Origin of the sequence: Duganella rivi, from assembly GCF_009857435.1 — a bacterium.
GTDB lineage: Bacteria > Pseudomonadota > Gammaproteobacteria > Burkholderiales > Burkholderiaceae_D > Rugamonas > Rugamonas rivi.
The window spans coordinates 182,409-205,685 of record NZ_WWCK01000008.1; the positions used below are offsets into that span (position 1 = coordinate 182,409).

Sequence of the window (23,277 nt, forward strand, 5' to 3'; positions counted from 1 at the left end):
CCGTGTCAGAAGTTGTGGCGTACACCCAGCACTACGCCCTTAAGCGTGGCGCCCGGCTGGGCCCCGAGGCTGTTGATGGCAAAGTCGACTACGCTGTTGCGCTGGTTCGACAGGTGGCTGTAGTAGGCGTACACGGCGCTGCGCTTGGAGAAGGTGTAGTCGTAGCCGGCAGTGACGTGGGTGGCGCCGCTATCCGTGCCCTTGCGGACGAAGCCGATGGTGGCGCCATCGCGCGCGCTGCCTCTGCCGTCACCGGCGTGGCCGACGCCGAGCTTGAAGCCGTGGCGACCCATCTGGTGCGTGAGCGACAGGTAGACGTCGTCGCGCTCCAGCGTGCCGGCGGCGGTTTCGTAGCGCAGTTGCTCGGCCGCCAGCGCCACGCGGGTGTCGCCCCAGCGGTAGGCGAGGCCGAGCTTGGCGGCGTGGTCATTGAGGCCGGGGCCCTGGTACTCGTGATGGCGCTCGTAGGCGGCGGTGGCGTACCACGCGCCCTGCTCGTAGACCAGCGCGCCCGAACTGAGCGAGGGCTTGGCGCCGCTGGCCGGGCGTTCTTCGCTGGCGCTCTGGGCCAGCCGCAGTTGCAGGCCGTGCCACACCGGCGTCCAGTAATGCACGCTGTTTTGCTGGCGGCGGTCGAAGGAAGAAACGTCGCTGGTGTTGCTGGCGGTGGCGGCGGCGCCGTTGCCCATGATGCTCATGTAGCCGGCCGTGGTCGGGTAGAACGGATCGAGGCCGGCGGTGGAACCGTTGTAGGGCGTTACCCAGTTGCCCGCGAACAGCGTGCCGGCCGCGCCGCTGATGCCGATGCGGGTGTCTCGCGCGGCCGGGCTGCCGGCGCCGGTATCGGGCGACAGCGTGCCTTCAATCTGGAACAGCACTTTGACGCCGCCGCCCACGTCTTCCTCGCCGCGAAAACCCAGCACCGAGCGGTTGTTGCTCAGCCGCGTGACACGGGCGCCGTCGTTCTGCAAGCTTTCCAGCCCGACGTTGAGGCGGCCATAAATCTGCACTGCCTCTTGGGCGTGCGCGCTGCCGCACAGCGCGGTCAGCAGAACGGGAAGAATCTTGCGCATGGTTGCCGGGTTCCTATTGTTGTTACGGGGCTGGCCCCGTATTATTCCACCCCGACCGATCTTTCGAAACGACCATAAGTATGAGCAACGATTACCCCGAATCAGACGACGCCGAACTGGTGCAGGAAGACCGCCTGTGGCAAGGCAATGGCTGGACTGCCCGCGTGATTAAAAACGAAGACGACGACGGCTGGGCGGTCGCCATGATCAAGGACGGCGAGCCGGAACCGGCGCTGGTCGGCCCATGGACGATGGGCCGCGACAAGAAAAATCCCAAGCCGCTGGATGTCAACGCCTTCAACACGCTGGTCAAGACCGCCAATGAAGTGATCCGCCGCCACGAGCAGCAATTGCACGCACAGTTGCATAAGAACGTCACTGTCGGCACCGACGAAGGTCCGGTCAAAGTTTGTCTCGACATCACGCCGGACGAAGACGACCCGTACGCCACGCTCACCGCGTTTGACTCGTACGGAGAGGAGCTGGCCAAGGTGCGCGTCGCACCGACTTTTAAACTGACAGCAACAAGCGCTTCCGCGTGGATAGAAAACGGCTTCCGTAGACCGTAGGAAACGTGTAAGCGGATGTAACATTCAATCGTGCGAGCCCTGTTTCACAGAGCTCGGCTGCTAAATTTGGATCTCCTTGCGGTGTAATTTTTACATCGTTTCTTTTAAATACAGGAGGTTTAATGAAAACAGCAAAACGCATAGTCAGTGCCGTCGCATTCGCCACGGCATCCCTGCTGGCACAGGGCGCCATGGCGGCCGACGTCAGCACTGAAACCGCGCTCAGCCTGCCCGGCGCTACCACCTACGGCCACGCCTTCAACATCGACAACGCCACCAACAGCTTTGCTGACCGCTACACCTTCTCGGTGGGCGCGGGCGGCATGGTGACCGCTGACGTGTTCTCGCTCGGCGGTACCGACCTGACCGGTCTCGACATTCTCGGCTTGTCCTTGTTCAACACCAGCACTGGTCTGGTATTGAAAGGCACCCAGCTGTCGACCGGCACCATCGATATCTGGAGCCTGAAATCGGCTGCGCTGGCCGCTGGCGACTATCTGTTGCTGGTAAGCGGCACCGTGCTGTCGAACGACCTGGCCGGTTACAGCGGCACAGCCACCGTGACGGCAGTACCGGAACCAGCCACCTACGGCATGCTGCTGGGCGGCCTGGGCTTGATCGGCGCGGTCGCTGCGCGTCGTCGCAAGGTCTAAGCAAACCCGCGTTGTACACCGGGCGGCGTTGCCTGCCCGGCTCCTGACTGCTAGTATTTCCTATGCGCATGCATTGCATGGACACACACATAGGAAAATTGATGGAAAGTCGACTCTCCCGGCTGGAAGCCGTTCAGAACGTGCTGCTCGAAATCGGGCAAAAATCCAGTAGCTGCACCGATATCAGTGAATTCCTGCAAGCCGTGCACGCAGCGCTGGGCCGCATCATGTATGCCGCCAACTTCTTTGTGGCGCTTAGCGATCACGAACGCCCAGCCAATATGGTGCGCTTCGTGTATTTCGTCGACGAGGTCGATGATCCGCCGAGCCGCGATGAGCTGTTCGAGCTGGAGGCCGGCGAATCGCCGACCGCCGCCGTCATCCTGAGCCGCGAAACCATCGTCATGACGGCCGCCGAGCACCACTCCAAGCGCGAAGACAACGCCGGCTTCGGCATCGGCACCGTGGCCGAGCACTGGATGGGCTGCCCGCTGCTCGATCAAAATCACCAGGTGCTAGGCGCAGTGGTGATCCAGAGCTACGACAAGGAACACACCTTTAGCGACGAAGACCAGGCGCTGTTTGCACTGATCGCCAACCACGTCTCCAGCGCCCTGCAAGGTTTGCAGAGCATGGACAGGCTGGAACGCGCCGTGCTCGAACGCACCGCCCAGTTGCAGCACGAAGTGGCCGAGCGCCGCCGCGCCGAAAATATCCAGCGCGGCTTGTACGAACTGGCCAACCTGTCGGCCACGGCCACCGGCGGCAGCCGCCTGAACATGCGCCTGCACCAGATCATCAGCGAGCTGGTGCCGGCCAAGAATTTCCTGATGGCGCTGTACCACCCGGACACGCAGGAAATCAGCATTCCGTATTTCGTCGACGAGAAGGACGAGCAGGCGCCGGTCAAGCGCTTCGATTACGGCGTCGGCATGTCCTCGTATATTTTGCAGCGCAAGCAAGCGATGCTGCTGGATCGCGAGGGCTTCCGCGCACTGATCGAAACCGGCGAGATGGAACACCCGTTGGGCAATGTCGATATTTGCAGCTGGATGGGCGCGCCGATGCTGCTGGGCGACCAGGCCTACGGCGTGATCATCGTGCAGAGCTACGACGACAGCGTGCAATACACGCAGGCCGACCTCGATATCCTTGCCTTCATGGCCAGCCACGTGGCGGTGGCGATTGCGCGCATGCAGGCCGACCGCCAGATCCGCCTGTCGAAAGAGCAGCTGGAAGAGCAAAACGCCGCGCTGGAAAGCGCGCTGACCTCGCTCAAGGACGCGCAGGGCGAACTGGTGCGGCAAGAGAAGCTGGCCTCGCTGGGCCGGCTGGTGGCGGGCGTGGCGCACGAGATCAACACCCCGCTCGGCATTTGCGTGACGGCCACCAGCCACCTGGTGGAAGAATTGAAGCTGACCCGCGAAGACCTCGCCAACGGCACGCTCGATGAGGACGGCTTGAACCAGTTCTTCGAAATCATCGATCAGTCGCTGAAAATCATGACCACCAACACCCAGCGCGCGGCCGCCCTGGTGCGCAGCTTCAAGCAGGTGGCGGTCGATCAATCGTCGGACGATATCCGCAGCTTCAACCTGCGCAAGTATCTGGACGAAGTGCTGCTGTCCTTGCAGCCCAAGCTCAAGGGCAAGCCGATCAACGTCGAGATCAATTGCGAAGACCAGATCAATATGGCCAGCTTCCCGGGGGCGATTTCGCAGATCGTTACCAATATGGTGGTCAACTCGCTGGTGCACGGCTTTGAAGAGGGCCAGTCGGGCAAGATCAAGATCACTGGCAAGGTGGATGGCGATTTTGTCGACTTCGAGTACAGCGACGACGGCGTCGGCATGGATAGCGGCACGCTGGCGCAACTGTTCGATCCCTTCTTCACCACCAAGCGCGGCTCGGGCGGTAGCGGCCTCGGCGCGCACATCCTGTACAACCTGGTGACCGGGGCGCTGGGCGGCACCGTCAAAGTGGCCAGCGCGCCGGGCATGGGCTTGCATTACAAGCTGCGCTTCCCCAAGGTCAAGCGCAAGTAAGTTTACCGAGGTAAGTTTAACGAAACGGCTGGTCTCGTCGCCTGTATGAAGTGACCAGCCTTTCGAGAGACTTACCATGTTCTCCATACCACCCATCAGTTCCACGTATTCCAGCGACGCCTTCCAGGACTTGCTGGATAAGCAACTTGAGCAGATCAAGAAGAACGCCGCCACCATCGACGGCCTGTCCGCGCGCATGGATCAGGACAAGAAAGCCCAGGCCCGCCAGCGCGTGGAAGAAATCAAGAAGGAAATCGAGGCGCTGCGCAAGATGCTGCTGCTGTATGGCGATTCGGACGCCAAGGCAGTGCTGCAGCAAATCAAGCAGTTGGCTAGCGAATTGAAACAGGCGGCCGGCGTGCTGAAGACCTCGTCGGAATCGGGCGTGCCCGATGTCACCACCACGCAGCCGGTGGACGGCTATGCGGCCTATGCGGAGCAGCAAGCGTCGGCGGATGCAGAAGCGGCGACCGCTGCCCCGGCGCCAATCGCCATCCCGGCGACGGATATGCAGCGCGCGAAGGATGACCAGCAGGTGGAATATGTCACCCAGTCGCTGAAGTCATTGAAAGCCATGACCGAGCGCATGGTGAAGAAGCACGAGGGCCGGCTGTAATTACTTCCTGGCCTTGCTGATTTCGACTTCCCAGTCTACGCCCGAGTCTATCTTGTACTTTGCGGCGTAATTGCCTTGGCTGATGGCCACGGCCACATCGAGCAAGCTGTTGAGATACACCAGCGGCTTGCCCTTTGCCACACCGCCAAAAGTGTGTTCAAACGGCGCCATCACCTTGTTGACCTCCTTGCCCTTATGCAGGATGCGCACTTGCACCTTGTCGTGCAGGCCGATGCCCAGTTCGGCAAACAGCGCTTTTGGCACATTCGTCCAAATATTGCCGTACTTGATGTCCAGCACCGGGATGATGCCTCGGATGGTGTCGCCGTTGCGCACCGCTTTTTGATACGGGATCTTGATCAAGGACTCGCTGGGCAGCAGCGGGCCTACTTGCTGGTAGCTGATTGCGCCCGAGGCCAGGCGCGCGCCCACGTAGGCGTACACGTCGCGGCCGTGGAAGGTGTAGGACTCGCCGGAGCCGGCCAGGCGATTGACGGATTCATCGATCTCGCGCAGCTCGGCCACGCCGTCGCGCTCGGCAATGAGGGTGAATTGGCCGTTGTTGGGGCCGACGAAGTAGCGGCCGGCCTTGGTTTTCAGTACCACCGACTTGCGCTCGGTGCCCACGCCCGGATCGATCACGGAGACGAACACCGTGCCTTCCGGCCAGTAGTTCGCGGTCTGGAACAGTCGGTAGCCGCCGACCCAGATGTCGTAGTCTGGAATCTCGTGAGTCAGGTCGGCCACAGTCAGGCTGGCGTCGACACCGTAGGCCACGCCGCGCATGGCGGAGACGGCGCCGTCGGCGGTGCCGAAGTCGGTTTGCAGCACCAGTGCGTTTTTAGCGGCGAAAGCCGGCGCGACCAGCGCGGCTCCCAGGAATAGGGCGGCGAACAGGGCGCGTGCGTGCATGGCGGAGTTAGTCCGGTAGGCGTTCGTTGATGGCTTGGGCTTTGTCGATGTTCTTGATCAGCAGGTCGACGTAGAACGGGTCGAGGTGGTGGCCCGACACTTCGCGCAGGTGTTCGATCACCTTGGCGATCGGCCACGCTTCCTTGTAGCAGCGCTTATGCATCAGCGCGTCGAACACGTCGGCCACGGCGACGATGCGCGCGTACAGGTGGATGTTCTCGCCCTTCAAGCCTTGCGGGTAGCCGCTGCCGTCGTATTTCTCGTGGTGCTGGTGGGCGATCACGGCCGCTGCTTTCAGGATCGGGCGCTGCGAGCCGTCGAGGATGGACAGGCCGACGGCCGGGTGCTGCTTCATGATTTCCCATTCGGCCGGATCGAGCTTGCCCGGCTTCAGCAGCACTGCGTCCGGGGTGGCGATCTTGCCGATGTCGTGCATCGGCGCGGCGTGGCGCAGCACCGCCACTTCGTCTTCCGGCAGGCCGGCCTCGTGCGCCAGCAGGTGGCACACTTCCGACATGCGGCGCACGTGGTTGCCCGCTTCGTTGGAGCGCGATTCGACCACGTCGCCCAAGCGCATGATCAGCTCGGCCTGGGTGTCGGTGATTTCCTGATTCAGCAAGATGTTGTCGAAGGCGATGGCCACGCCGGAGCAGAACACTTCCAGCAGCTTGGTGTCGATCTCGGAGATTTCTTCCACGCCCTTGAGGATCAGCACCGACGCCTTGCCGCTGCTGTTGGGGAAGTAGCCGATGTAAGTGTCGCCCTGCACGCGCGAGATTTTGTTGCTCTTGGCTTGGTCGAGCTGGGCCAGCACATCGTCCGACAGCAGGGTGCCGTCTTCATCGCCGATCTTGGCGAGGATTTCGTAATCGTTCTCGCCGCTGATGGCGGTAGCGCCGCGCAAGCGCAGCAGCATGCTGTGCTCAAGGCGCAGCAGCGCCACCACTTGCTGCAGCAGGCCGTTGGCGAAGTCTTTCAGGTTGCGCTGGCGGAAAATGTGCGAGGAGGCGGCAATCACACGCTCCAGGCCTTCGCGGTAATTGGCTTGCGCGCGGTGCGCTTCTTCCACCTTCATGATGTCGCGGTAGGCGCGCAGCGCGGCGAAAGTGGTGGTGAACAGCTTGGTGCGGTCGAGCTCGGTCTTTTCCTTGTAATCGTTAATGTCGTAATTAACAATCACTCGCTCTTCCGGGGCTTGTCCAGGCTGGCCGGTACGCAGCACGATGCGGGTGAACTGGTTGTCGAGGTCTTCGCGCATCCAGCGCGCGACTTCTAGGCCGCTGTCTTCCTTTTCCATCACCACGTCGAGGAACACCAGCGCGATATCGGTCTCGCGCGACAGCACTTCCTTGGCTTCGGCGCCGCTATACGCGTGCAGGAAAGTCAGGGCGCGGCCGTCGAGGCGGAAGCGGCTCAGCGTCAGCTTGGTGATGTCATGAATGTCCGGTTCGTCGTCGACCAACAGAACTTTCCATGGTGCTAACTTGGGCGAAGCAGAAGACAAAAAAGACATATGAACGAGTTCCGCAAAATGACACGACAGAGATGAATTTTCCGATTGTAGTCTGACCCACAGCCATTAACAACAGGCAATAAATGTTCCTGTTGCTGTGCACAACACTTATTGGGAATTATTGTACGTCGCGGTAATTTTCGACGGCGCGGCGTTAGTCTTCTGTAACGCTTATGTGCGCTCACAACAATACTTCGTTTTTGGCAATATTGCTATCGAAAAACAAAGATTTTTGTAAATATGGTTCACCCCTGTGGCTATCGCATCAGGGTGGTTTGAGCGGGGCATCGCATTGGTGACCGGTGAGTGCATTGTTCTCATAAGTGCGTACCACTACATTAGCGCAACCGAACGCCTTTGCCGTGGCCAGAAAGTAAATCTGTTGTGCGAAGCGTGCCTTGTCGGGAACGAAGGAGCGGGCGCTACCGCCGTCATCGTAGATATTCACGGCATAGCCGACCGCTAATGCATCTGGCTCGCCTGCCAGCTCTTTTTCAATTGTTCTTGTCCATGTCATCATGCATACCGGATGATCCCGCAACCGCATCCTGCCATCGGACATCTCGATCAGGTTTTCCGCCATGTCGACAGTTGCCAGTAGATCGGCGTCGTTGAAAAATCCACTGGCGACGTGGGACAACGGCTTCCCCAGCGGGTTCAAGCGTGCCTGGATCGCGGGCAAATTGCGGATCATATTGCGTACATGCGGCGGAAAGGTTTTAGCGATGTCCTCGGTACGCACTTTGCAGAAAGCGTCTTTTTCCCCTTGCAGCGCGCGTAACAGCATGGTGATAGCCAGCCGTTCAGCCGAGCTTAGCCCCGCTTCCTCCCCTGGGAGCGTGCTGCCCTTGTTACCGGTCCACGAGCGCGGTTCGCGCAGCGGCAGGGCAACACGCGTGAGCTTGGTTCCGGTTCCGGCGTAAATCAGCGTGCCCTGGGTGGTTGCCATTTCAAGCATGGCGAACGTGGGTTGCATAAACGGGTTGCCGGGGGCCGCGCGTTTCCATGCCAGTAGGGGGGCGGGCAAGAATTCATCGGCTAGGGCAATGGTTCGGCCCGAGTTGAAAAAACTCGCTTCAACAGACCGTTGCATCCACTCGAACGAGCGCTGTCCGGCCAGTTGTGGATTGACAGCGGGGTAAGACTTAAAGCGCTCGTAGGTCGGAACCGCCAGCACAATGGTGCCGCCGGCGACGCCAAGCAAGTTCAAACTCGTGTTGCTGTAGCGAATATCGGCGTGGGAGAACCAGGAGTTCATGGGATGGGTGTGAAACGTGCCAAGCGGCGACAAGGGCTGGTTCGCCGGGGCCGCTCGAATTGCCGCGTCCAGCTGGATCAAATTGCGCGACGCTCGCTTTTCCAGCCCCTTGGTCATCGGTAACAAGCGCTCGCGGCTCGGGTCGGCCACCAGCCAACTGCTGTACTCGCGATTTTCCCGCACTGATTTTTCGGTGATCGCGTGTATGCTATCGACCATCTCCGAGGGCAAAATGATTTCGTCGGGAGCCTCACCGGCATCAGCCAACTGGCGCCCCTCGCGGGTGCGTTGCGCCAACACGGAAAATGGTATTTGTTTTGGCGGATTGCGCCACACCGGATCGCGCAGCGCAACGTCCATCAATATGTAAGGCTGTTCCAGCAGGCCCCATGCCTCCGTATCAGGCTTGATTTTGCTGCCAGAGGTCATTGCCCGCAGTAAGCCATGCCGATCAAATAACCAAATGCCCGGTGCATCATAGCCAACGGGCGGGTAAGCTTCCAGGCCCTCGACTGCCCATACGGCCCGACCAGGATAGCGCGCGCGCAGCATTTGTAAATCGCGCAGCGCGCTCGCATCGTCCTGGTGGCGAAACAAAATCACCAGCTGCGTGTCATGGTGATCGGTGGCAGTAGGCCGGAACGAGCGCATCCCCTTGTGCAAATTGTCCAGCAAGTTTTCGCAGGCGGCGCAATTGCTCCGCCACTCGACGGCAATCGCCGGGCGTCCGTCCATCACCCTGCGCAACGGGGTAGCCGGCACGCGCACATATTTGCCGCTAGCGTCAGTGATCAGGTTCCTCACTTGGAGGCGCATCAGGTCGGGAGCGGTAAATTCCAGGATTGGTTGTAACATCGCGGAAACGCTCTCGAAGCCGTTACTGTCACCCACTGCCGGCATCGAACTGGCCAACGTCGGCGCAGCTCCGCGCGACCACATGTCGCAGTGATCGTCGCGCGCTGAGGCGAACGAGGGCTGCGGCCAATCGGGAACGCTGGCGGTAGGGGTGACGCAGGCTAGCGATATTTGCGCCGCCATGCAGCGCAGCGATACGCTGCCATCAGCGTGATCAACGGTGACCGCTTTTACATCGCGCGACAGGAGTATTCCCGGCGGACAGAGCATTTTTGCTTCGACTTCGAATGCGCTGCTTTTGCCGATGCACTGCCATTGACGGCTTTCCTTTACAAATCCGGCCCGGTGCGCCTCTCCGCCGGTTTGACGAAACACCATGCAAGCGGCGTTCATTTCTGCAGCTGTGGGATCATGCTGCACGGCGTAATAGACCGGGTCGACCGCAGCCGCGGCGGCGGCCTGGAACCACCATACCAGAAATAGTAAAAAAGAGTCTAACTTTCGGGGTCTGAGCATACGCGCGCTTTCGAGGTATTTTGACAAGTATAAAGCGCCCGGTTCCTGGCGAGCATAGCCCCAATAAGATTTACAATGAGATATCACCATTTCGCGAGGCGCTTATGCTGTCCGAGGAAGAACTGGCTTTGATCGAGGCGATCCGCGAGTGCGGCAGCTTGTCGCGGGCGGCGACGCGGCTGGGCAAGGCGCCGTCGACGGTGTCGTACAGCGCGCGCCAGCTGGAGGAGCGCTTCGACGCGCTGCTGTTCGACCGGCGCCGCTACCGGCTGGAACTGACCCCGGCCGGCCGCGTGCTGGCCGAGGAGGCGGCGCGCATGATGCAGGAGTCTTGCCGCACCACGCAGCGGATCCGGCAAATCGCCAGCGGCTGGGAAGAGCGGCTGTGCATCGTCAGCGACGAACTGTTCGAGTTTGAAATCCTCGCGCCGCTGATTGCCGATTTCGACCAGCTGCAATCGGGCGTGTCGCTGCGGCTGACCACCGAGGTGCTGGGCGGCACCTGGGAAGCGCTGCGCACCGGCCGCGCCGGTTTGATCATCGGCGCCACCAACGAGCCGCCCGCCATTCAAGGCTTGCGCTGGTTCGAGCTGGGGCAGCTGGAGTGGGTGTTTGCGGTGTCGGCGCGCCACCCGCTGGCGCATGTGTGTGGCCCCTTGAGCCGCGAAACCATCCAGCAGCACCGCGCCGTGGTGGTGGCCGATTCCTCGCGCGAAGGGCAGGGCCGCGCTTACGGCATGCTGAATGGCCAGCCGGTGCTGGCGGTGGCCAGCATGCACGCCAAGATTCATGCCCAAAGTATCGGCCTTGGCGTCGGCTGGCTGCCGCGCAAGCGGGTGGCCAGCCTGCTGGCGCGCGGCGAACTGGTGGAGAAAAAAACCGTCGACCAGCGCGAGCCCAATGTCATGTACGTGGCTTGGCGCGGCGATCTAGAAGGCCGCGCGCTGTCGTGGTGGCTGCAACGCTTGCGAGAGCCGCGACTGGCTGCGGCGCTGCTTGCCGGTCGGGACGTGGGCATGCGCGATTGAGCTCGCCGCAGCTGGCGTAGCTGCGCTGCTGGCCGTAGTTTTGCGCGATGCGGTCAAAGGCGCCGTTGTCGTGCAGGGCGTTGCAGGCGTTCTGCCATTTCTGCGCTTCGTGGTCCGCCATACCGCGCGGCGCGGCCAGATATTGACTGACCGTCTGCACACCCGGGCCGATGCGCAAGTCTTCCACTTTGCCACCGATGCCGCGCTGTTCAAACTGGGCGATGCTGCGCGCCGTGAGCCAGGCATCGATGCGGCCGCTGGCCAGCTTGCGCGCGTTGCTGGCAGCCGAGCTCACGGTTTCAATTTTTTGCAGGCCGGCATGGCGTGCCGCCGATTCCGCCGGGCCGCCCAGCAGCACGCCGACGCGCAAGTGGCGGGCCGCTGCCAGCGAGTTGATGTCATGCGTGGCGCCGGCGCGGGTGACCAGTACCAGCTGGTCGTCGGCCAGCTTGCATAGCCAGCGGTAGCGGTGCTCTGTTTCAGCGAAGCGGGCCAGTGTGGCCAGCGCCTCGGGTTCGGTTTCCAGCATCACTTGGGCGCGGCGCAGCGGCACTGGACGGATCAGGTAATCGCCGCCCATGCGGGCACGCAGCGCCGCCAGCATGTCGTACAGCAGGCCGCGATAGCTGCCTTGCTCGTGGTAGGCAAACGGCGCCACGCCGTTGACGTAGATGTGCACCGGGCCGGACTGGCCGGGCGCTGCCGCGTGGGCCGCGCCGCCTGCCAGTAGCAGCAAGCCCATCGTGCCCAGCAGCGGCATCATCCATTGGTGGCTGTCCATGGCGTCACGCTGCGGCGAGGGCGAGGCGAGGGCTGCTGCTGGCGGTGTTGCTGGTGCGGCGCGCGGCGGCGGTTGCAGCGCGTGCCGGACGCTCGGCAGCAGCAGCCGGCGTATCGGCCGCCAGCTTGAATACGCTGACTGCGGCCACCAGCGCTTGCGCTTGATCCTTGAGGCTGCTTGCAGCGGCGGCGGCTTCCTCGACCAGCGCGGCGTTCTGCTGGGTCATATCGTCCATTGCCAGCACGGCGGTGTTGACCTGGTCGATGCCTTCGCTTTGCTCGCGGCTGGCGTCGGCGATTTCGTGCATGATGTCCGCCACCTGGCCGACGCTGCCGACCACCTCCTGCATGGTGCGGCCGGCGCGGTCGGCCAGTTCGCTGCCTTGTTCCACTTGCGTGACCGAGTCGGCGATCAACTGTTTGATTTCCTTGGCGGCGGCCGCGCTGCGATGGGCCAGGTTGCGCACTTCCGTCGCCACCACGGCAAAGCCGCGTCCCTGTTCACCAGCGCGGGCGGCTTCGACGGCGGCGTTCAGCGCGAGGATGTTGGTCTGGAAGGCGATGGCGTCGATCACGCCATTGATCTCGGCAATCTTGCACGAGCTTTGGCGTATGCCCGCCATGCGCTGCACCACGTCATGCACCACTTCGCCGCCACGGCTCGCGACGCTGCTGGCGGTGACGGCCAGTTCGTTGGCGCGGCGGGCGTGATCGGCGTTCTGGCGCACGGTGGCGGTCAGCTCTTCCATCGAGCTGGCGGTTTCTTCCAGCGCGCCGGCTTGGTGCTCGGTACGCACCGACAGGTCGGCGTTGCCGTTGGCGATTTCGCCCGATGCCACGCCGATGGTTTCGGAGGTGGTGCGCACGTGGCTGACCAGTTCGGCCAGGCGGCCGGTCATTTGTTCCAGCGCGGTCAGCAGCAGGCCGGTTTCATCCTTGGCGGTGGTCTTGGTGATCACGCTGAGGTCGCCGCCAGCTACGCGCTGCGCCATCTGCACGGCTTGCTGCAAAGGGCGGGTAATCGAGGTCGAGATCAGCCACGAGCAGACCGCCACGAACAGCACCATCAGCACGGTCAGCACGGTCATCAGGCTGCGGCTGCTGGCGTAGGTCTCCTCGATGCCGGCCGCCATCACCTGGATGTGGCGGCGCTGCTCGTCTTGCAGCGCTTGCAGGGTGTTGCCGTAGGCGATGGCGGCTGGCTTGAATTGCTGTTCCAGCACCTGATCCGCCTCGGCCGCCTTGCCGTCCTTCTTCAGTTGAATGGCCTGGTTGCGCAGGGCCATGTAGTTCTTGCGCACGGTCAGCAGTTGCTGCCACAGCTGCTTCTCTTCCGGGGTGTCGATGTGCTGCTCGATTTGCTGTTGCAGCGCGTTGGAGAGCCGCGTCGATTCGGCCACTTCGTCGGCAAAGAAGGCAGCCAGGCTGCTGTCGTTGTTCTTGACGATGGCGAGGTTGCGGCGGATGCCGGCGTAGACGATGCGGTTCCAGTCGCTGACCAGGCGCTCGGTAGCCAGCGGTTCGTCCAGCAGCTCGCGGCTGGCATCGGCCACCGCGCTCAGGCGCGACAGCGCCACGCCGACGGCCAGTAAGGCGCACAGCAGGAGTACAGCGAAACCCATCAGCAGGCGCTTGGCAATGCTCAGTTTGCTTAGTATCGACATCATATTCTCCTCAGAAGTGGGACAACCGTGGAGATCAGGCTAGCATCCTCGCCTGAGGCAAAAGATGGCCGAGTCGACAAGCTTTTTCGCTGCCCGCGCAATTTCCCTATGAAATCGCGCCGCACCCCGCCCAACCCGTTCGAATAGATCGAAGGGTTGCAGCGGATTAATGAAACGACGTCTCAGGGCAGGGGCAGGTCGAGCAGGCGGTCGTCATTGGGCTTGGGCGCACCGCGGCCGTCGGTGTTGTTGGTGAGGAGGTAGAGGCGGTTGCCAGGAGCCGCCACGACGTCGCGCAGGCGGCCGAATTCTTTGACGTAGAACTCGGTCGAGGTGCCGGTCGCGCTGAGCGGGATTTTGCGCAGGCGTTCGCCGCGCAGGTTGGCGATGTAGAGGTTGCCGCCGCTGATGGCAATGCCGCTCGGGCTGGCCTCCGAGGTCGGCCATTGCTGTAGCGGGTCGATGTACTTGGCGTTGTTGGCCTTGCCTTCCACTTCGGGCCAGCCGTAGTTGCCGCCGGCCTTGATGAGGTTGAGCTCGTCCCACGTGTTTTCGCCGAACTCGGATGCGTACATGCTGCCGTCCGCCGCCCACGCGATGCCCTGCACGTTGCGGTGGCCGTAGCTGTAGACATAGGAGCCACTGAATGGATTGTTGGACGGCACCTTGCCATCAGGCGTCATGCGCAGGATTTTGCCGGCCAGCGAGTTCAAGTCCTGCGAACGGCTGCCTACGCCCGCATCGCCGGTGCTGGCGTACAGCATGCCGTCCGGGCCGAAGGCGAGGCGGCCGCCGTTGTGGTTGCTGCGCGAGGGGATGCCGCCCAGTAGCAGCTGCGCCGCGCCCAGGCGCGCACTCGTGCCGGAGCCGGTCAGCGGATAGCGTTCGATGCGGTTCTCGGCGCCGGCAGTGAAGTAGGCGTACAAATAGCCGTCGCGCACGGCAATCCCGAGCAGGCCGCCTTCACTGCTGCCGTTGACGCCGGCAATGGTGGCGATGCTGCTGGTGCTGCCGTTGTCGCTCACGGCAAGGATGCGCGCCGTGCCGCGCTCGCTGATCAGCGGGGTAGTACCATGAAACGCAATCGACCACGGCGCTTGCAAGCCAGTAGCCACCACCAGCGGGCCGGACGGCGTGGGAATAATGGGCGGGATCGGCGAGCCGCCCCCTGCGGAACCCGAATCCGATCCCCCGCCGCAGCCGGCGAGGCTGAATAACAGCAACAAGCTTGCCTTGTTCAACATGATCGTTCTCCCTGCGTAATGGCTGCATTATCGGCCGCAGCGGCGGCGGACGCCGCACGGTAGGAGAATGCCTCAGCGCGTGGTCAGCGTCGGCCAGACCGCTTCCGGCACGCGCATGGCCTCGGCCAGATAGTTCACCATGGAGGCGACTTTGGCCGAAACGGTCGAATGCTGGTAGTACACCGCATGCACGGGCTTGTATTTTTCCACCGTCAGGTGCGGCAGCACTTCCACCAGCCGTCCCTCGGCCACGTCCACCGCCGTCATGAAGTCGGACATGCTCATGATGCCCATGCCTTGCAGCGCAAGCTGGCGCAAGGTTTCGCCGCTGGGCGAGGACACGGTCGGCGTGATCTGCACCGGCTTGCCGTCGGGATGCAGCAACGGCCATTGATTCAAAATTTCCGGCTCGCTGAAGCCCAGCAGCTCGTGCCGCGACAAGTCCGCCACGCTTTGCGGCACGCCGTAGCGGGCAAGGTAGCCTGGGCAGGCCGTCAGGCGGATGCGGGTGCGGCCCAGCAAGCGGCTGTACAGCGTGGAGTCTTTCAATTCGCCGATGCGGATCGCCATGTCCACGCGCCGTTCCAGCAAGTCGATAAAGCCCTCGTTGCTGCTGAGCTTGAGCTCGACCTTGGGATGCAGGCTGCGATAGCCGGGCATCAGGGGCACCATCACGTGCAGCATGAAAGGCGTGACCGCATCCACCCGCAGCGGCCCGGATAACTCGCCGCGCCGCTCCATCATGCGCTCCTCGGCGCTGCGCACCGATTCGACGATATGGCGGGCGTCCTTGATGAAGGCGTGGCCCTCGTCGGTCAGATCGAGCCGGCGCGTGGTTCGGCGCAGCAGCGAGGTTTGCAGTTTCTCCTCCAGCCGCGCCAGCAGGCGGCTGATGGACGACACCGGCTGCTCAAGGCGCTCGGCCGCCGCTGTCAGCGAACCGGTGTCCACCACCGCCAGGAATACCGAAAGCTCATCGAGGGCAAGTTTCATTTTTCCATTTCCGGCAAAAGTATTTTGAAGATTATGCGCTTTATTTGGGAAAGTTGCCGACCCATAATGCGTTCATCAGAACTCTCACTTGGCGAACAAAAATGAATACCGCTACTACCTCAGAACGCAGCGCCGCCTTGCCCTTGCTGGCATTGGCGATCGGCGCTTTCGGCATCGGCACCACCGAGTTTGGCCCGATGGGCATGTTGTTGTCCATTGCACAAGGCGTCAACGTTTCGATTCCCACCGCCGGCTTGCTGGTATCGGCTTACGCGATCGGCGTCACCATCGGTGCGCCGTTCATGACCCTGCTGCTGGCGCGCTGGCCGCGCCGTAAAGCGCTGATCGCCCTGATGGCGATTTTCACCGTTGGCAACCTGCTGTCGGCCTTTGCTCCCGGCTATGCCAGCCTGATGGCGGCGCGCGTCATCACCAGCCTGACCCACGGCGCCTTCTTCGGTATCGGCTCGGTGGTGGCGGCCAACCTGGTGCCGCGTGAAAAGCAAGCGAGCGCCGTCGCTGCCATGTTCCTCGGCCTGACCATCGCCAACATCGGCGGCGTGCCGGCCGCGACCTGGCTGAGCGACGCCATGGGCTGGCGCGAATCGTTCGGCGCCATCGGCGCGCTGGGCGTGCTGGCCATGGCCGCATTGCTGATGTTCCTGCCGCAAGGCAGCGCCGGCCAGGCGCCGAACGTGCGCAAGGAACTGAAAGTGCTGCTGCAACCGGTGGTGCTGCAAGGCTTGCTGACCACCGTGCTGGCTTCGGGCGCGACCTTTGCGCTGTACACCTACATCAATCCGGCGTTGCAAGCGTTCACCCACGCCACGCCGGGCTTCATCACCGCCATGCTGGCGCTGATCGGTATTGGTTTCACCATCGGTAACTCGGTGGGCGGCAAACTGGCGGATCGCTCGATCAATGCCACGCTGATCGGCTTCATGCTGCTGGAAGCGGTGGCGATGATCGCCTTCCCATGGCTGGCCAAAACGCCGGCCGGCGCCGCAGTTGGCTTGCTGGTGTGGGGCATTGCCGCCTTCGCGCTGGTGCCGCCGGTGCAGATGCGCGTGATGCGCGCCGCCACCGATGCGCCGGGCCTGGCTTCGTCGGTCAACATCGGCGCCTTCAATCTGGGTAACGCGATTGGTGCAGCGCTGGGTGCGGTGGTGCTGAATGCCCACCTCGGCTATGCGGCAGTGATGTATGCCGGCGCCGGCCTGACCGTGCTGGCCCTGGCGCTGGTGGTATGGGGCGCAATGCAAAAAAACCCGCGCAGAGCCGGGGCTCTGGCGGGCGAAATTACCTAAGGAGTAAAGCAGTTTAGAACGTCAGTGCCGGGAAGCCGGTGATGTAGCCGACTGCCGCGCCGTAACGGTCGCGGTAGTTGGCGCGAATCAGCGGATCGAGCGTGGCCTGCACCTTGCCGTGCAGCGCGGTTTCCCAATCGCCCGGGTGCTGGAAGTTGCTCATGATGTAGGCGAAGCCGTTGATGTCGTCTACCGCGTGCAAGCCGGTCGATTCGGCGCCCGACGGCGTCGACAAGATGCGGGTCAGCGCCTTGGTATCAACGTTGTAGGCCCACAGGAAGTTGTTGACGTGGGTGCCGCTGTCCTCGCCCACGAACAGGGTGCGCAGCTTTTCCGAGAACTTGATGTTGTCCGGGTTGGCCACCTTGTCCGGGTTGGCCAGGTTGCCCAGCGCATCGGCGGTTTTCAAGTCTTCGCTCAGCAGGGCAGGCACGGCGGCCATGTCGACCGGCACCCATTCGCTATTGATGGCGGCGCCGCTGTCGTCCACTTGGCCACCCTTCATATTCAGCGCATACACCGCGCCGGCGCTCGGGCCTTTGATCGAGATGCCGCCCGAACCGTTGGTCATGGCCGAACCGATGGCCGCAATCGCCGAGTAGGCAATCTTGTCCTTGGCGTTGACGGTGGTGCCTTCCATTTTGGTGAAGCCCATGCTGCCGCCTTTGAAGGCTGCGTAGCGGTGGGTTTCGAGGAAGGCCGCGGCCTTCTCCATGCCCGGCACGATCTTGATCCAGTTGAATTTGCCGTTGAACGGAATCTTGGTGTAAGACGCATCCGATGGATCGGCGGTCTTCACGTCCATGATGTCGGCGGCTTTCAGCTTGTCGGCCAGCGCCTTGATTTCAGCGGAGGTCGCGCTGCCCAGCTTGACCCACGACAGCGTGGCCGAGCCGCCGTTGTCGGTGGTTTTCTGATTCCATTTGGCGACGTACAAGGTGCCGCTCGACAGATCCTTGGCCTTGTCGGCCACGAACATGAACAGGCCGCCGTTGGTGGCGTCGTCGCCCATCAGGGTGGTGCGTTCGTCCGGCATCACTTGCACCAGTTCGTGCGAGATGCGGCCCAGGCAGTAGTGCTTCTTGCACGAGCCGGTGCCGTCCGGGTTGACGGTGATTTCCGGCAGGTGGCCGTAGTGGTAAGGGTTGGCCTTGGTGGCGTCGCCGTACAGATTGGTGCTGAAGTTGGCGAACTGGGTGTTGCTGGCGATGGTGGTCGCGTCCGGCTCGTACTCTTCGCTCGACAGGTGGGTATTCCACGGCGAGCGGCTGGCGCCGCAGGTGATCCACAGGCCGTTGGCCGGGCTGGTGTCGACGTTGTGGTACTTCACCAGGGTCAGCGCGCCGGTGGTCTTGTCCTGATCCAGCGTCAGGATGGCGATCGGCGACGGCAGCATGCCGTACACCGAGTCGCCCTTGACGTTGCGGGTGGTGTATTCGAATTGCACCACGGCGAACACGGCGTTGCCCTTGATGTTAGGCACGGTGGTCGAGGCCAGTTTCAGCAGCGAGGTGCCGTCCGGTGCGTCGGAGAAGAACTGGCGCTGGCCGGCATCGGTCTTGTCCAGGATCGGCTTGTTGTTGATGTCCCAGTAGCCGCCGGCCAGGATGGTGCCGCCGCTGCCGTTCGGCACTTGCGCGCCGGTGATGAAGAAGGTTTGGTAAGCGAGGTTGTACGGCACGCTCTTGCCGTCCGAGTACAGCGCCTGCATGGCCGAGGCCACGGTGGTGGTGGCCATTTGCGGCGCATTGGCCAGCGAAGGCGCGGCCATGCCGGAGAAGCTGACCGACATCAGCTGTGCGGCCGGCTGGGCGGTATCGCCGCCGCCGCAAGCGGCCAGCAGCGCGGCAGTAGCGCTGCCGCCGGCCAGCGGCAGCAATGGCGCGCCGGACAAGAATTTGAGGAGGCTGCGACGGGAGGAATCAAGTTGCTCGGTCATGTGTGGCTACCTTGTGATGGTTTGATGGCGGCCGCAATCTTATCGGGAAGGTATGACAGGGCTGTGACACGCTGATTGGTAACAAACTTATTCAGCGCGGGCGCAGGCCCGGGAAAAGGGCTATATTGTTCGCATCTACTATTGCGAAGGAGTCGCATCATGCGCCTGATGAAAAATACCGTGCTGGCGGCATTGCTGGCGTCCAGCGCCGCGTGGGCGCAAGTGTCGGTCACCTACGTCAAGCCGGACGATTACACCGACGTGCCGCGCAGCGTCATCGAGCGCGAGCGCACGCTCAAGGAATTCACCGAGTATTTCAAGACGCTCAATAAGAAGCTGCCCGCCGGGCAGGAGTTGAAGATCGAGGTGCTGGACATTGACCTCGCCGGCCGTCTGTACCCGCGCCGCGCCGGTGACGATATCCGCATCCTGAACGGCGGCGCCGACTGGCCGCACGTCCATCTCAAGTACACACTGGAGCAGGACGGCCAGGTGCTGCGCAGCGGCGACGAGCAATTGTCGAACATGATGTACCAAGGCCGCGTGGGCGGCTACTCGGACAGCGATCCGCTGCGCTATGAAAAGCAAATGCTGGACGACTGGTTCAACAAGGCCATCGTGCCGAAAGTGGCCAAGCGTTAATCGGCGCGGTTCACCTTCGGGAACTTGGCCAGGAACTCCGGCGGCATCGGGGTGACCTGGCTGCTCTTGTAGTTGAAGAAGACAAAGCCATACTTGGCCATCGCCACCAGCTTGCCGTCGCGCGGGCGGGTGATGCGGAAGATGATGTCGCCGCCGTACTGGTTGAAATCCATCACGCCCACTTCAAACACCAGCTGGTCGCGCGCATGCGCCTCGGCGCGGTAGGTGGTGGCCAGGTCGGTGATGATGATGCCGACGCCGTCCGCCCCGGTCTCCTGCACGCCGTAGTCGTACAAGAAGCGCGCCCGCGCTTCCGAGATCATGGAAATCATCGAGTCGTTGCCGAGGTGGTTGGCGCCATTGATATCGGTCACGCGCACCGTCAGCTGGGTGGAGAAAATAAACAACTCGTCGGGGAAATCCAGTTTCAAACGCGCCATGGTGCTGTTCCTGATGTGTGATCCCAACATTTTAACGCACCCGCAATAGCCCTTTAGTGGTACGACCGCGGCCTTGATACTGTGTAGTATCAAAGGTATCTACCATGAAAGGATGCGCGATGATCTACGGTCTTACCTATTTGGGCGTGATCCATACCCTCATCAGCCTGGTGGCGGTTGCTGCGGCAATCATCGCCTTCGTGCGCGATGGCGCCATCCATCCCCACAACACGCTGGGCAAGGTCTACATCTGGACGACGGTGCTGACTTGCCTGACCGGCTTCGGTATTTTTCAACATGGCGGTTTCGGCAAGCCGCACGCGCTGGGCATCATTACCTTGCTGGTGCTGCTGGCGGCGTGGAAAGTCAAGTCGGTCAAGGTCTCTACCGTTTTATATACGCTGACGTTTTTGTTCCACATGATCCCGGCCGTGACCGAGACCACCACCCGCCTGCCGCTGGGCGCGCCGCTGCTGGCAGATGCTGAAGCGCCCGAGTTGAAGGCCATTACCGGCGTGATGTTCCTGATCTTTTTGGCCGGCGTGACTTTGCAGCTACGGCGCTTGAAAGCGCAGGGAAAATAGATGCAATTGGTACATTTCTATGTCACCATGCATGCTAGCCTTTACAGGAGCGAGCATGGAAAGCAGCGCCTTACAGGAACCCGCAGCCGAGCAACGACGCTTGGACGAACTGTCTCGCTATGCCATCACACTGGATGAATCCGACCCCAAGCTGGACTTGATCACTACGCTGGCGATCAAGTCGGTCGGCGCCGATATCGGCGGCATCAGCATCGTCTACCAGTCGCAGATTTGGCTGCCGTCGCGGGTCGGCATGGAGGCGCGCCATGTGCCGCGTTCGGGCTCTTTCTGCACCTGGGTCGTCGGCGCCGCCACCGAGGCTGATTTCTTCGAGGTAGAAGACGCCACCAGCGATGCACGCTTCCGTCTCAATCCACTGGTCACCCACGCACCTTACTACCGCCATTACGCCGCCGTGCCGCTGCTCGGTGCGCGTGGCTATCTGCTTGGTACCTTGTGGGTGATGGGCGCGCGCTCGCGCCGGCTGGGGCTAGAGCAAGTGATGATGCTGCAAGGCATGGCGCGGCTGGTAGTCGATACGCTGGAACTGCGCTATTGCGACGAAGTGACCGGCATGTCCAACCGCCACGTGTTCCTGCATCACCTGCAACTGGGGCTGGAGCAGACGGCGCGCTCGCACGTGGTGGTGGGCTTTGTCGACCTGGCCGGCTTCCGCCGCTTGAACGACGTGTTTGGCCGTGCCCAGGGCGACCTCGTGCTGCGCGAAACCGGCGAGCGCTTGGCCAAGTGGGCCGGGCCGGAAAACCTGGTCGGCCACCTTGGCGGCGACCAGTTTGCGTTTGCCTTGTTCGGAGACCGCGATGAACACGCGGCCTTGCTGGAGCAGCTCAAGGACGTGATCAGCCGGCCGTTCGCGCTGGGGCAGGGCGGCGCCCACGTGCTGCACGGACGGGTCGGCATCGAGCATCACGACACGCCGTACGGCGGTTCGGCAGTGGCCTTGCTGGATGCGGCAGATACGGCGTCGTCGTCCATCGTTGGCCACTTGCAGCGCACCACGGTCAAGGAATACGGCGCGGAGCTGCTGACGCGCTCGCACATGGTGTTTGAATTGCAGGGCGCGCTTGACGGCGAGGCGCGTCACGGCGTGATGGTGGCGCACTACCAGCCACAAGTCGATTACACGCGCGGCGTGCTGATTGGTTTGGAAGCGCTGGTGCGCTGGCAGCATCCGGCGCGCGGCATGGTGTTCCCGAACAGCTTTATTCCGCTGGCCGAAAGCACCGACAAGATCTACCAGCTCGACATGCTGGTGCTGGCGCAAGTGTGCCGCGATATGCGCGCGTGGCTCGACGCGGGCTTGCCCGTGGTGCCGATCTCGCTGAACTTCTCGCGCCGCTCGCTGCTGCATCCGCAAGTGATCCCGGATTTGAAGCTGCTGTTGGCGCGCTACGATATTCCCGGCGAGATGCTGGAGTTCGAGGTGACCGAAAGCCAGCTGCTGGAAACGGTGGAACTGGTGGCGCCGCGCGTGGCGGAGTTCCGCGCGCTCGGTGCACGGATTGCGGTCGATGATTTCGGCACCGGCTATTCCAACCTCGATGCGATCAGCAGCTTCCCGTTCGACCGGCTCAAGGTGGATCGCCAATTCGTCAACGGCGTGGCGGCCAGCGAGAAGGTGGCCGGCTTGTTCCACCTGATTCAAGGCATTGCGGAATTGTTCAAGGCCGAGTTGCTGTGCGAGGGCCTGGAAGAGGAAGCCGACTTGCAATGGCTGGCGCAGCGCGGCGCCGACCGCGTGCAGGGCTGGTACTTCAGCGCGGCGCGCACGCCGGAAGCCATCGTGCGCATTCTGACGCAGCTGCGCGACCGCGCGGCCCATGCCGAGCCGCTCACGGTGGCGCAGCTGCGCGCCTTGCTGCAAGCTTAAATCTGCTCGCTCAGGAAGATCAGCGAATTGCCGCGTGCTTCGGCGGCGGCGCGCTGATTGTACGAGCCACGGTGATTGCAGTTGAAGCCGTGCTCGGCGCCGTCGTAGACGTGAATCTCCACTTGCTCGTTGTCGTCGAAGCGTTCGGCGATGCTCTTCACGGCGTCGAGCGGGATGTGGCTGTCGCTGCCGCCGAAGTGCATCAGTACCGGCACCTTGATTTCAGGCGCGCGATCTAGCGAATTCTGAATGCCGCCGCCGTAGTAGGCGATGGCCGCATCGACCAGGCCATTGGCCGCAGTGTGATAGGACAGGCGGCCGCCGAAGCAGTAGCCGATCGAGGCGACCTTGCTGTTGCCCACCGCGTCGAGGCCGCGCAGTACCTTGATGGTGGCGGCGACGTCTTGCTGTGCCTTGGTGAAATCGGTGGCTTGCATCAGGGCGACGGCGCGTTGCCAATCGTCGCCATCGTAGCCCAGTTCGATGCGCGCGCCCTGGCGCCAGAACAGATCCGGGGCCAGCACCACGTAGCCGTCGGCCGCGTACTGGTCGGCGACGTTGCGGATGTGCTGGTTGACGCCGAAGATTTCTTGCAGCAGCACGATGCCCGGGCCTTTGCCGCCGCGCGGCAGCGACAGGTAGGCGCCGAACTTGCCGTCGCTGGTTTCAATATCGATCCACTGGGAATTGGTTTCCATGGTGCTCCTTCTTGCTGGGTGGTTCAGAAAGCGGCCATCGTACCGTGTTTCGCGCCG

General features: G+C 62.5%; 19 protein-coding genes. 9 read left to right on the plus strand and 10 right to left on the minus strand.

All coding sequences use genetic code 11. From position 1 onward, the window contains the following. Positions 1 to 5 precede the first annotated feature (5 nt). On the minus strand, positions 6 to 1,073 hold the full coding sequence (locus tag GTP45_RS25825) for a porin (RefSeq protein WP_161016697.1): 1,068 nt from the start codon (positions 1,071 to 1,073) through the stop codon (positions 6 to 8). A gap of 80 nt (positions 1,074 to 1,153) precedes the next feature. Here GTP45_RS25825 and GTP45_RS25830 point away from each other — a divergent pair, with 80 nt between their 5' ends. The 4 genes from GTP45_RS25830 (at position 1,154) to GTP45_RS25845 (ending at position 4,956) form a co-directional block, all read left to right on the plus strand. Further along, positions 1,154 to 1,642, plus strand: a complete 489-nt coding sequence (locus GTP45_RS25830) for a hypothetical protein (RefSeq protein WP_161016698.1) — start codon at positions 1,154 to 1,156, stop codon at positions 1,640 to 1,642. A 122-nt stretch (positions 1,643 to 1,764) separates the two neighbouring features. Continuing rightward, positions 1,765 to 2,295, plus strand: coding sequence for an FxDxF family PEP-CTERM protein (locus GTP45_RS25835; RefSeq protein WP_161016699.1), 531 nt, complete (start codon positions 1,765 to 1,767; stop codon positions 2,293 to 2,295). Positions 2,296 to 2,396: 101 nt separating this feature from the next. After that, positions 2,397 to 4,340 carry a GAF domain-containing sensor histidine kinase gene (locus tag GTP45_RS25840; RefSeq protein ID WP_161016700.1) on the plus strand — a complete coding sequence of 648 codons (1,944 nt, stop codon included), beginning with the start codon at positions 2,397 to 2,399 and terminating at the stop codon, positions 4,338 to 4,340. 76 nt (positions 4,341 to 4,416) lie between these two features. After that, positions 4,417 to 4,956 carry a hypothetical protein gene (locus tag GTP45_RS25845; RefSeq protein ID WP_161016701.1) on the plus strand — a complete coding sequence of 180 codons (540 nt, stop codon included), beginning with the start codon at positions 4,417 to 4,419 and terminating at the stop codon, positions 4,954 to 4,956. On the opposite strand, the gene GTP45_RS25850 is transcribed toward GTP45_RS25845, so the two are convergent. The 3 genes from GTP45_RS25850 to GTP45_RS25860 all read right to left on the minus strand — a co-directional run bounded on the left by GTP45_RS25850 (position 4,957) and on the right by GTP45_RS25860 (position 10,037). Continuing rightward, complete coding sequence (locus GTP45_RS25850; RefSeq protein ID WP_161016702.1) at positions 4,957 to 5,868, minus strand: SAM hydrolase/SAM-dependent halogenase family protein; 912 nt, start codon at positions 5,866 to 5,868, stop codon at positions 4,957 to 4,959. 7 nt (positions 5,869 to 5,875) lie between these two features. Then, positions 5,876 to 7,381, minus strand: a complete 1,506-nt coding sequence (locus tag GTP45_RS25855) for a response regulator (protein WP_161016703.1) — start codon at positions 7,379 to 7,381, stop codon at positions 5,876 to 5,878. 265 nt (positions 7,382 to 7,646) lie between these two features. Beyond that, complete coding sequence (locus GTP45_RS25860; protein WP_161016704.1) at positions 7,647 to 10,037, minus strand: hypothetical protein; 2,391 nt, start codon at positions 10,035 to 10,037, stop codon at positions 7,647 to 7,649. 77 nt (positions 10,038 to 10,114) lie between these two features. On the opposite strand from GTP45_RS25860, the gene GTP45_RS25865 reads away from it, so the two are divergent. Then, on the plus strand, positions 10,115 to 11,038 hold the full coding sequence (locus tag GTP45_RS25865) for a LysR family transcriptional regulator (protein ID WP_161016705.1): 924 nt from the start codon (positions 10,115 to 10,117) through the stop codon (positions 11,036 to 11,038). 785 nt (positions 11,039 to 11,823) lie between these two features. Here GTP45_RS25865 and GTP45_RS25875 read toward each other — a convergent pair. The 3 genes from GTP45_RS25875 to GTP45_RS25885 form a co-directional block, all read right to left on the minus strand. Beyond that, positions 11,824 to 13,485 (minus strand): methyl-accepting chemotaxis protein, encoded by a 1,662-nt coding sequence (locus GTP45_RS25875; protein WP_308494624.1) that lies wholly within the window; start codon positions 13,483 to 13,485, stop codon positions 11,824 to 11,826. A 179-nt stretch (positions 13,486 to 13,664) separates the two neighbouring features. Continuing rightward, on the minus strand, positions 13,665 to 14,726 hold the full coding sequence (locus GTP45_RS25880) for a PQQ-dependent sugar dehydrogenase (RefSeq protein WP_161016707.1): 1,062 nt from the start codon (positions 14,724 to 14,726) through the stop codon (positions 13,665 to 13,667). Between the two features lie 72 nt (positions 14,727 to 14,798). Continuing rightward, positions 14,799 to 15,719, minus strand: coding sequence for a LysR family transcriptional regulator (locus GTP45_RS25885; RefSeq protein ID WP_161016708.1), 921 nt, complete (start codon positions 15,717 to 15,719; stop codon positions 14,799 to 14,801). Between the two features lie 101 nt (positions 15,720 to 15,820). On the opposite strand from GTP45_RS25885, the gene GTP45_RS25890 reads away from it, so the two are divergent. After that, positions 15,821 to 17,026 (plus strand): MFS transporter, encoded by a 1,206-nt coding sequence (locus tag GTP45_RS25890; protein ID WP_161016709.1) that lies wholly within the window; start codon positions 15,821 to 15,823, stop codon positions 17,024 to 17,026. Between the two features lie 13 nt (positions 17,027 to 17,039). Here GTP45_RS25890 and GTP45_RS25895 read toward each other — a convergent pair whose 3' ends face one another. Continuing rightward, positions 17,040 to 18,965, minus strand: a complete 1,926-nt coding sequence (locus tag GTP45_RS25895; protein WP_161016710.1) for a PhoX family protein — start codon at positions 18,963 to 18,965, stop codon at positions 17,040 to 17,042. 159 nt (positions 18,966 to 19,124) lie between these two features. Here GTP45_RS25895 and GTP45_RS25900 point away from each other — a divergent pair, with 159 nt between their 5' ends. Beyond that, entirely contained in the window at positions 19,125 to 19,607 is a 483-nt protein-coding gene (locus GTP45_RS25900; RefSeq protein WP_161016711.1) for a DUF3016 domain-containing protein, read from the plus strand. Here GTP45_RS25900 and GTP45_RS25905 read toward each other — a convergent pair. Then, entirely contained in the window at positions 19,604 to 20,047 is a 444-nt protein-coding gene (locus tag GTP45_RS25905; RefSeq protein WP_161016712.1) for a thioesterase family protein, read from the minus strand. The two genes, GTP45_RS25900 and GTP45_RS25905, sit on opposite strands and share 4 nt — an antisense overlap. A gap of 119 nt (positions 20,048 to 20,166) precedes the next feature. Between GTP45_RS25905 and GTP45_RS25910 the strand changes: the two genes are divergently transcribed. After that, complete coding sequence (locus GTP45_RS25910) at positions 20,167 to 20,631, plus strand: hypothetical protein (RefSeq protein WP_161016713.1); 465 nt, start codon at positions 20,167 to 20,169, stop codon at positions 20,629 to 20,631. Between the two features lie 55 nt (positions 20,632 to 20,686). Further along, positions 20,687 to 22,522 carry a GGDEF domain-containing protein gene (locus tag GTP45_RS25915; RefSeq protein WP_161016714.1) on the plus strand — a complete coding sequence of 612 codons (1,836 nt, stop codon included), beginning with the start codon at positions 20,687 to 20,689 and terminating at the stop codon, positions 22,520 to 22,522. Here the strand turns inward: GTP45_RS25915 and GTP45_RS25920 are convergent. Further along, positions 22,519 to 23,220: a dienelactone hydrolase family protein gene (locus tag GTP45_RS25920; protein ID WP_161016715.1), complete on the minus strand. Its 702-nt coding sequence runs from the start codon at positions 23,218 to 23,220 to the stop codon at positions 22,519 to 22,521. The two genes, GTP45_RS25915 and GTP45_RS25920, sit on opposite strands and share 4 nt — an antisense overlap. Positions 23,221 to 23,277 lie beyond the last annotated feature (57 nt).

What these genes read in the sequence shown, in the direction of transcription:
- GTP45_RS25825 (WP_161016697.1), bottom strand. Translation starts at nt 1,073, where the DNA reads ATGCGCAAGATTCTTCCCGTTCTGCTGACCGCGCTGTGCGGCAGCGCG.
- GTP45_RS25830 (WP_161016698.1), top strand. Translation starts at nt 1,154, where the DNA reads ATGAGCAACGATTACCCCGAATCAGACGACGCCGAACTGGTGCAGGAA.
- GTP45_RS25835 (WP_161016699.1), top strand. Translation starts at nt 1,765, where the DNA reads ATGAAAACAGCAAAACGCATAGTCAGTGCCGTCGCATTCGCCACGGCA.
- GTP45_RS25840 (WP_161016700.1), top strand. Translation starts at nt 2,397, where the DNA reads ATGGAAAGTCGACTCTCCCGGCTGGAAGCCGTTCAGAACGTGCTGCTC.
- GTP45_RS25845 (WP_161016701.1), top strand. Translation starts at nt 4,417, where the DNA reads ATGTTCTCCATACCACCCATCAGTTCCACGTATTCCAGCGACGCCTTC.
- GTP45_RS25850 (WP_161016702.1), bottom strand. Translation starts at nt 5,868, where the DNA reads ATGCACGCACGCGCCCTGTTCGCCGCCCTATTCCTGGGAGCCGCGCTG.
- GTP45_RS25855 (WP_161016703.1), bottom strand. Translation starts at nt 7,381, where the DNA reads ATGTCTTTTTTGTCTTCTGCTTCGCCCAAGTTAGCACCATGGAAAGTT.
- GTP45_RS25865 (WP_161016705.1), top strand. Translation starts at nt 10,115, where the DNA reads ATGCTGTCCGAGGAAGAACTGGCTTTGATCGAGGCGATCCGCGAGTGC.
- GTP45_RS25875 (WP_308494624.1), bottom strand. Translation starts at nt 13,485, where the DNA reads ATGATGTCGATACTAAGCAAACTGAGCATTGCCAAGCGCCTGCTGATG.
- GTP45_RS25880 (WP_161016707.1), bottom strand. Translation starts at nt 14,726, where the DNA reads ATGTTGAACAAGGCAAGCTTGTTGCTGTTATTCAGCCTCGCCGGCTGC.
- GTP45_RS25885 (WP_161016708.1), bottom strand. Translation starts at nt 15,719, where the DNA reads ATGAAACTTGCCCTCGATGAGCTTTCGGTATTCCTGGCGGTGGTGGAC.
- GTP45_RS25890 (WP_161016709.1), top strand. Translation starts at nt 15,821, where the DNA reads ATGAATACCGCTACTACCTCAGAACGCAGCGCCGCCTTGCCCTTGCTG.
- GTP45_RS25895 (WP_161016710.1), bottom strand. Translation starts at nt 18,965, where the DNA reads ATGACCGAGCAACTTGATTCCTCCCGTCGCAGCCTCCTCAAATTCTTG.
- GTP45_RS25900 (WP_161016711.1), top strand. Translation starts at nt 19,125, where the DNA reads ATGCGCCTGATGAAAAATACCGTGCTGGCGGCATTGCTGGCGTCCAGC.
- GTP45_RS25905 (WP_161016712.1), bottom strand. Translation starts at nt 20,047, where the DNA reads ATGGCGCGTTTGAAACTGGATTTCCCCGACGAGTTGTTTATTTTCTCC.
- GTP45_RS25910 (WP_161016713.1), top strand. Translation starts at nt 20,167, where the DNA reads ATGATCTACGGTCTTACCTATTTGGGCGTGATCCATACCCTCATCAGC.
- GTP45_RS25915 (WP_161016714.1), top strand. Translation starts at nt 20,687, where the DNA reads ATGGAAAGCAGCGCCTTACAGGAACCCGCAGCCGAGCAACGACGCTTG.
- GTP45_RS25920 (WP_161016715.1), bottom strand. Translation starts at nt 23,220, where the DNA reads ATGGAAACCAATTCCCAGTGGATCGATATTGAAACCAGCGACGGCAAG.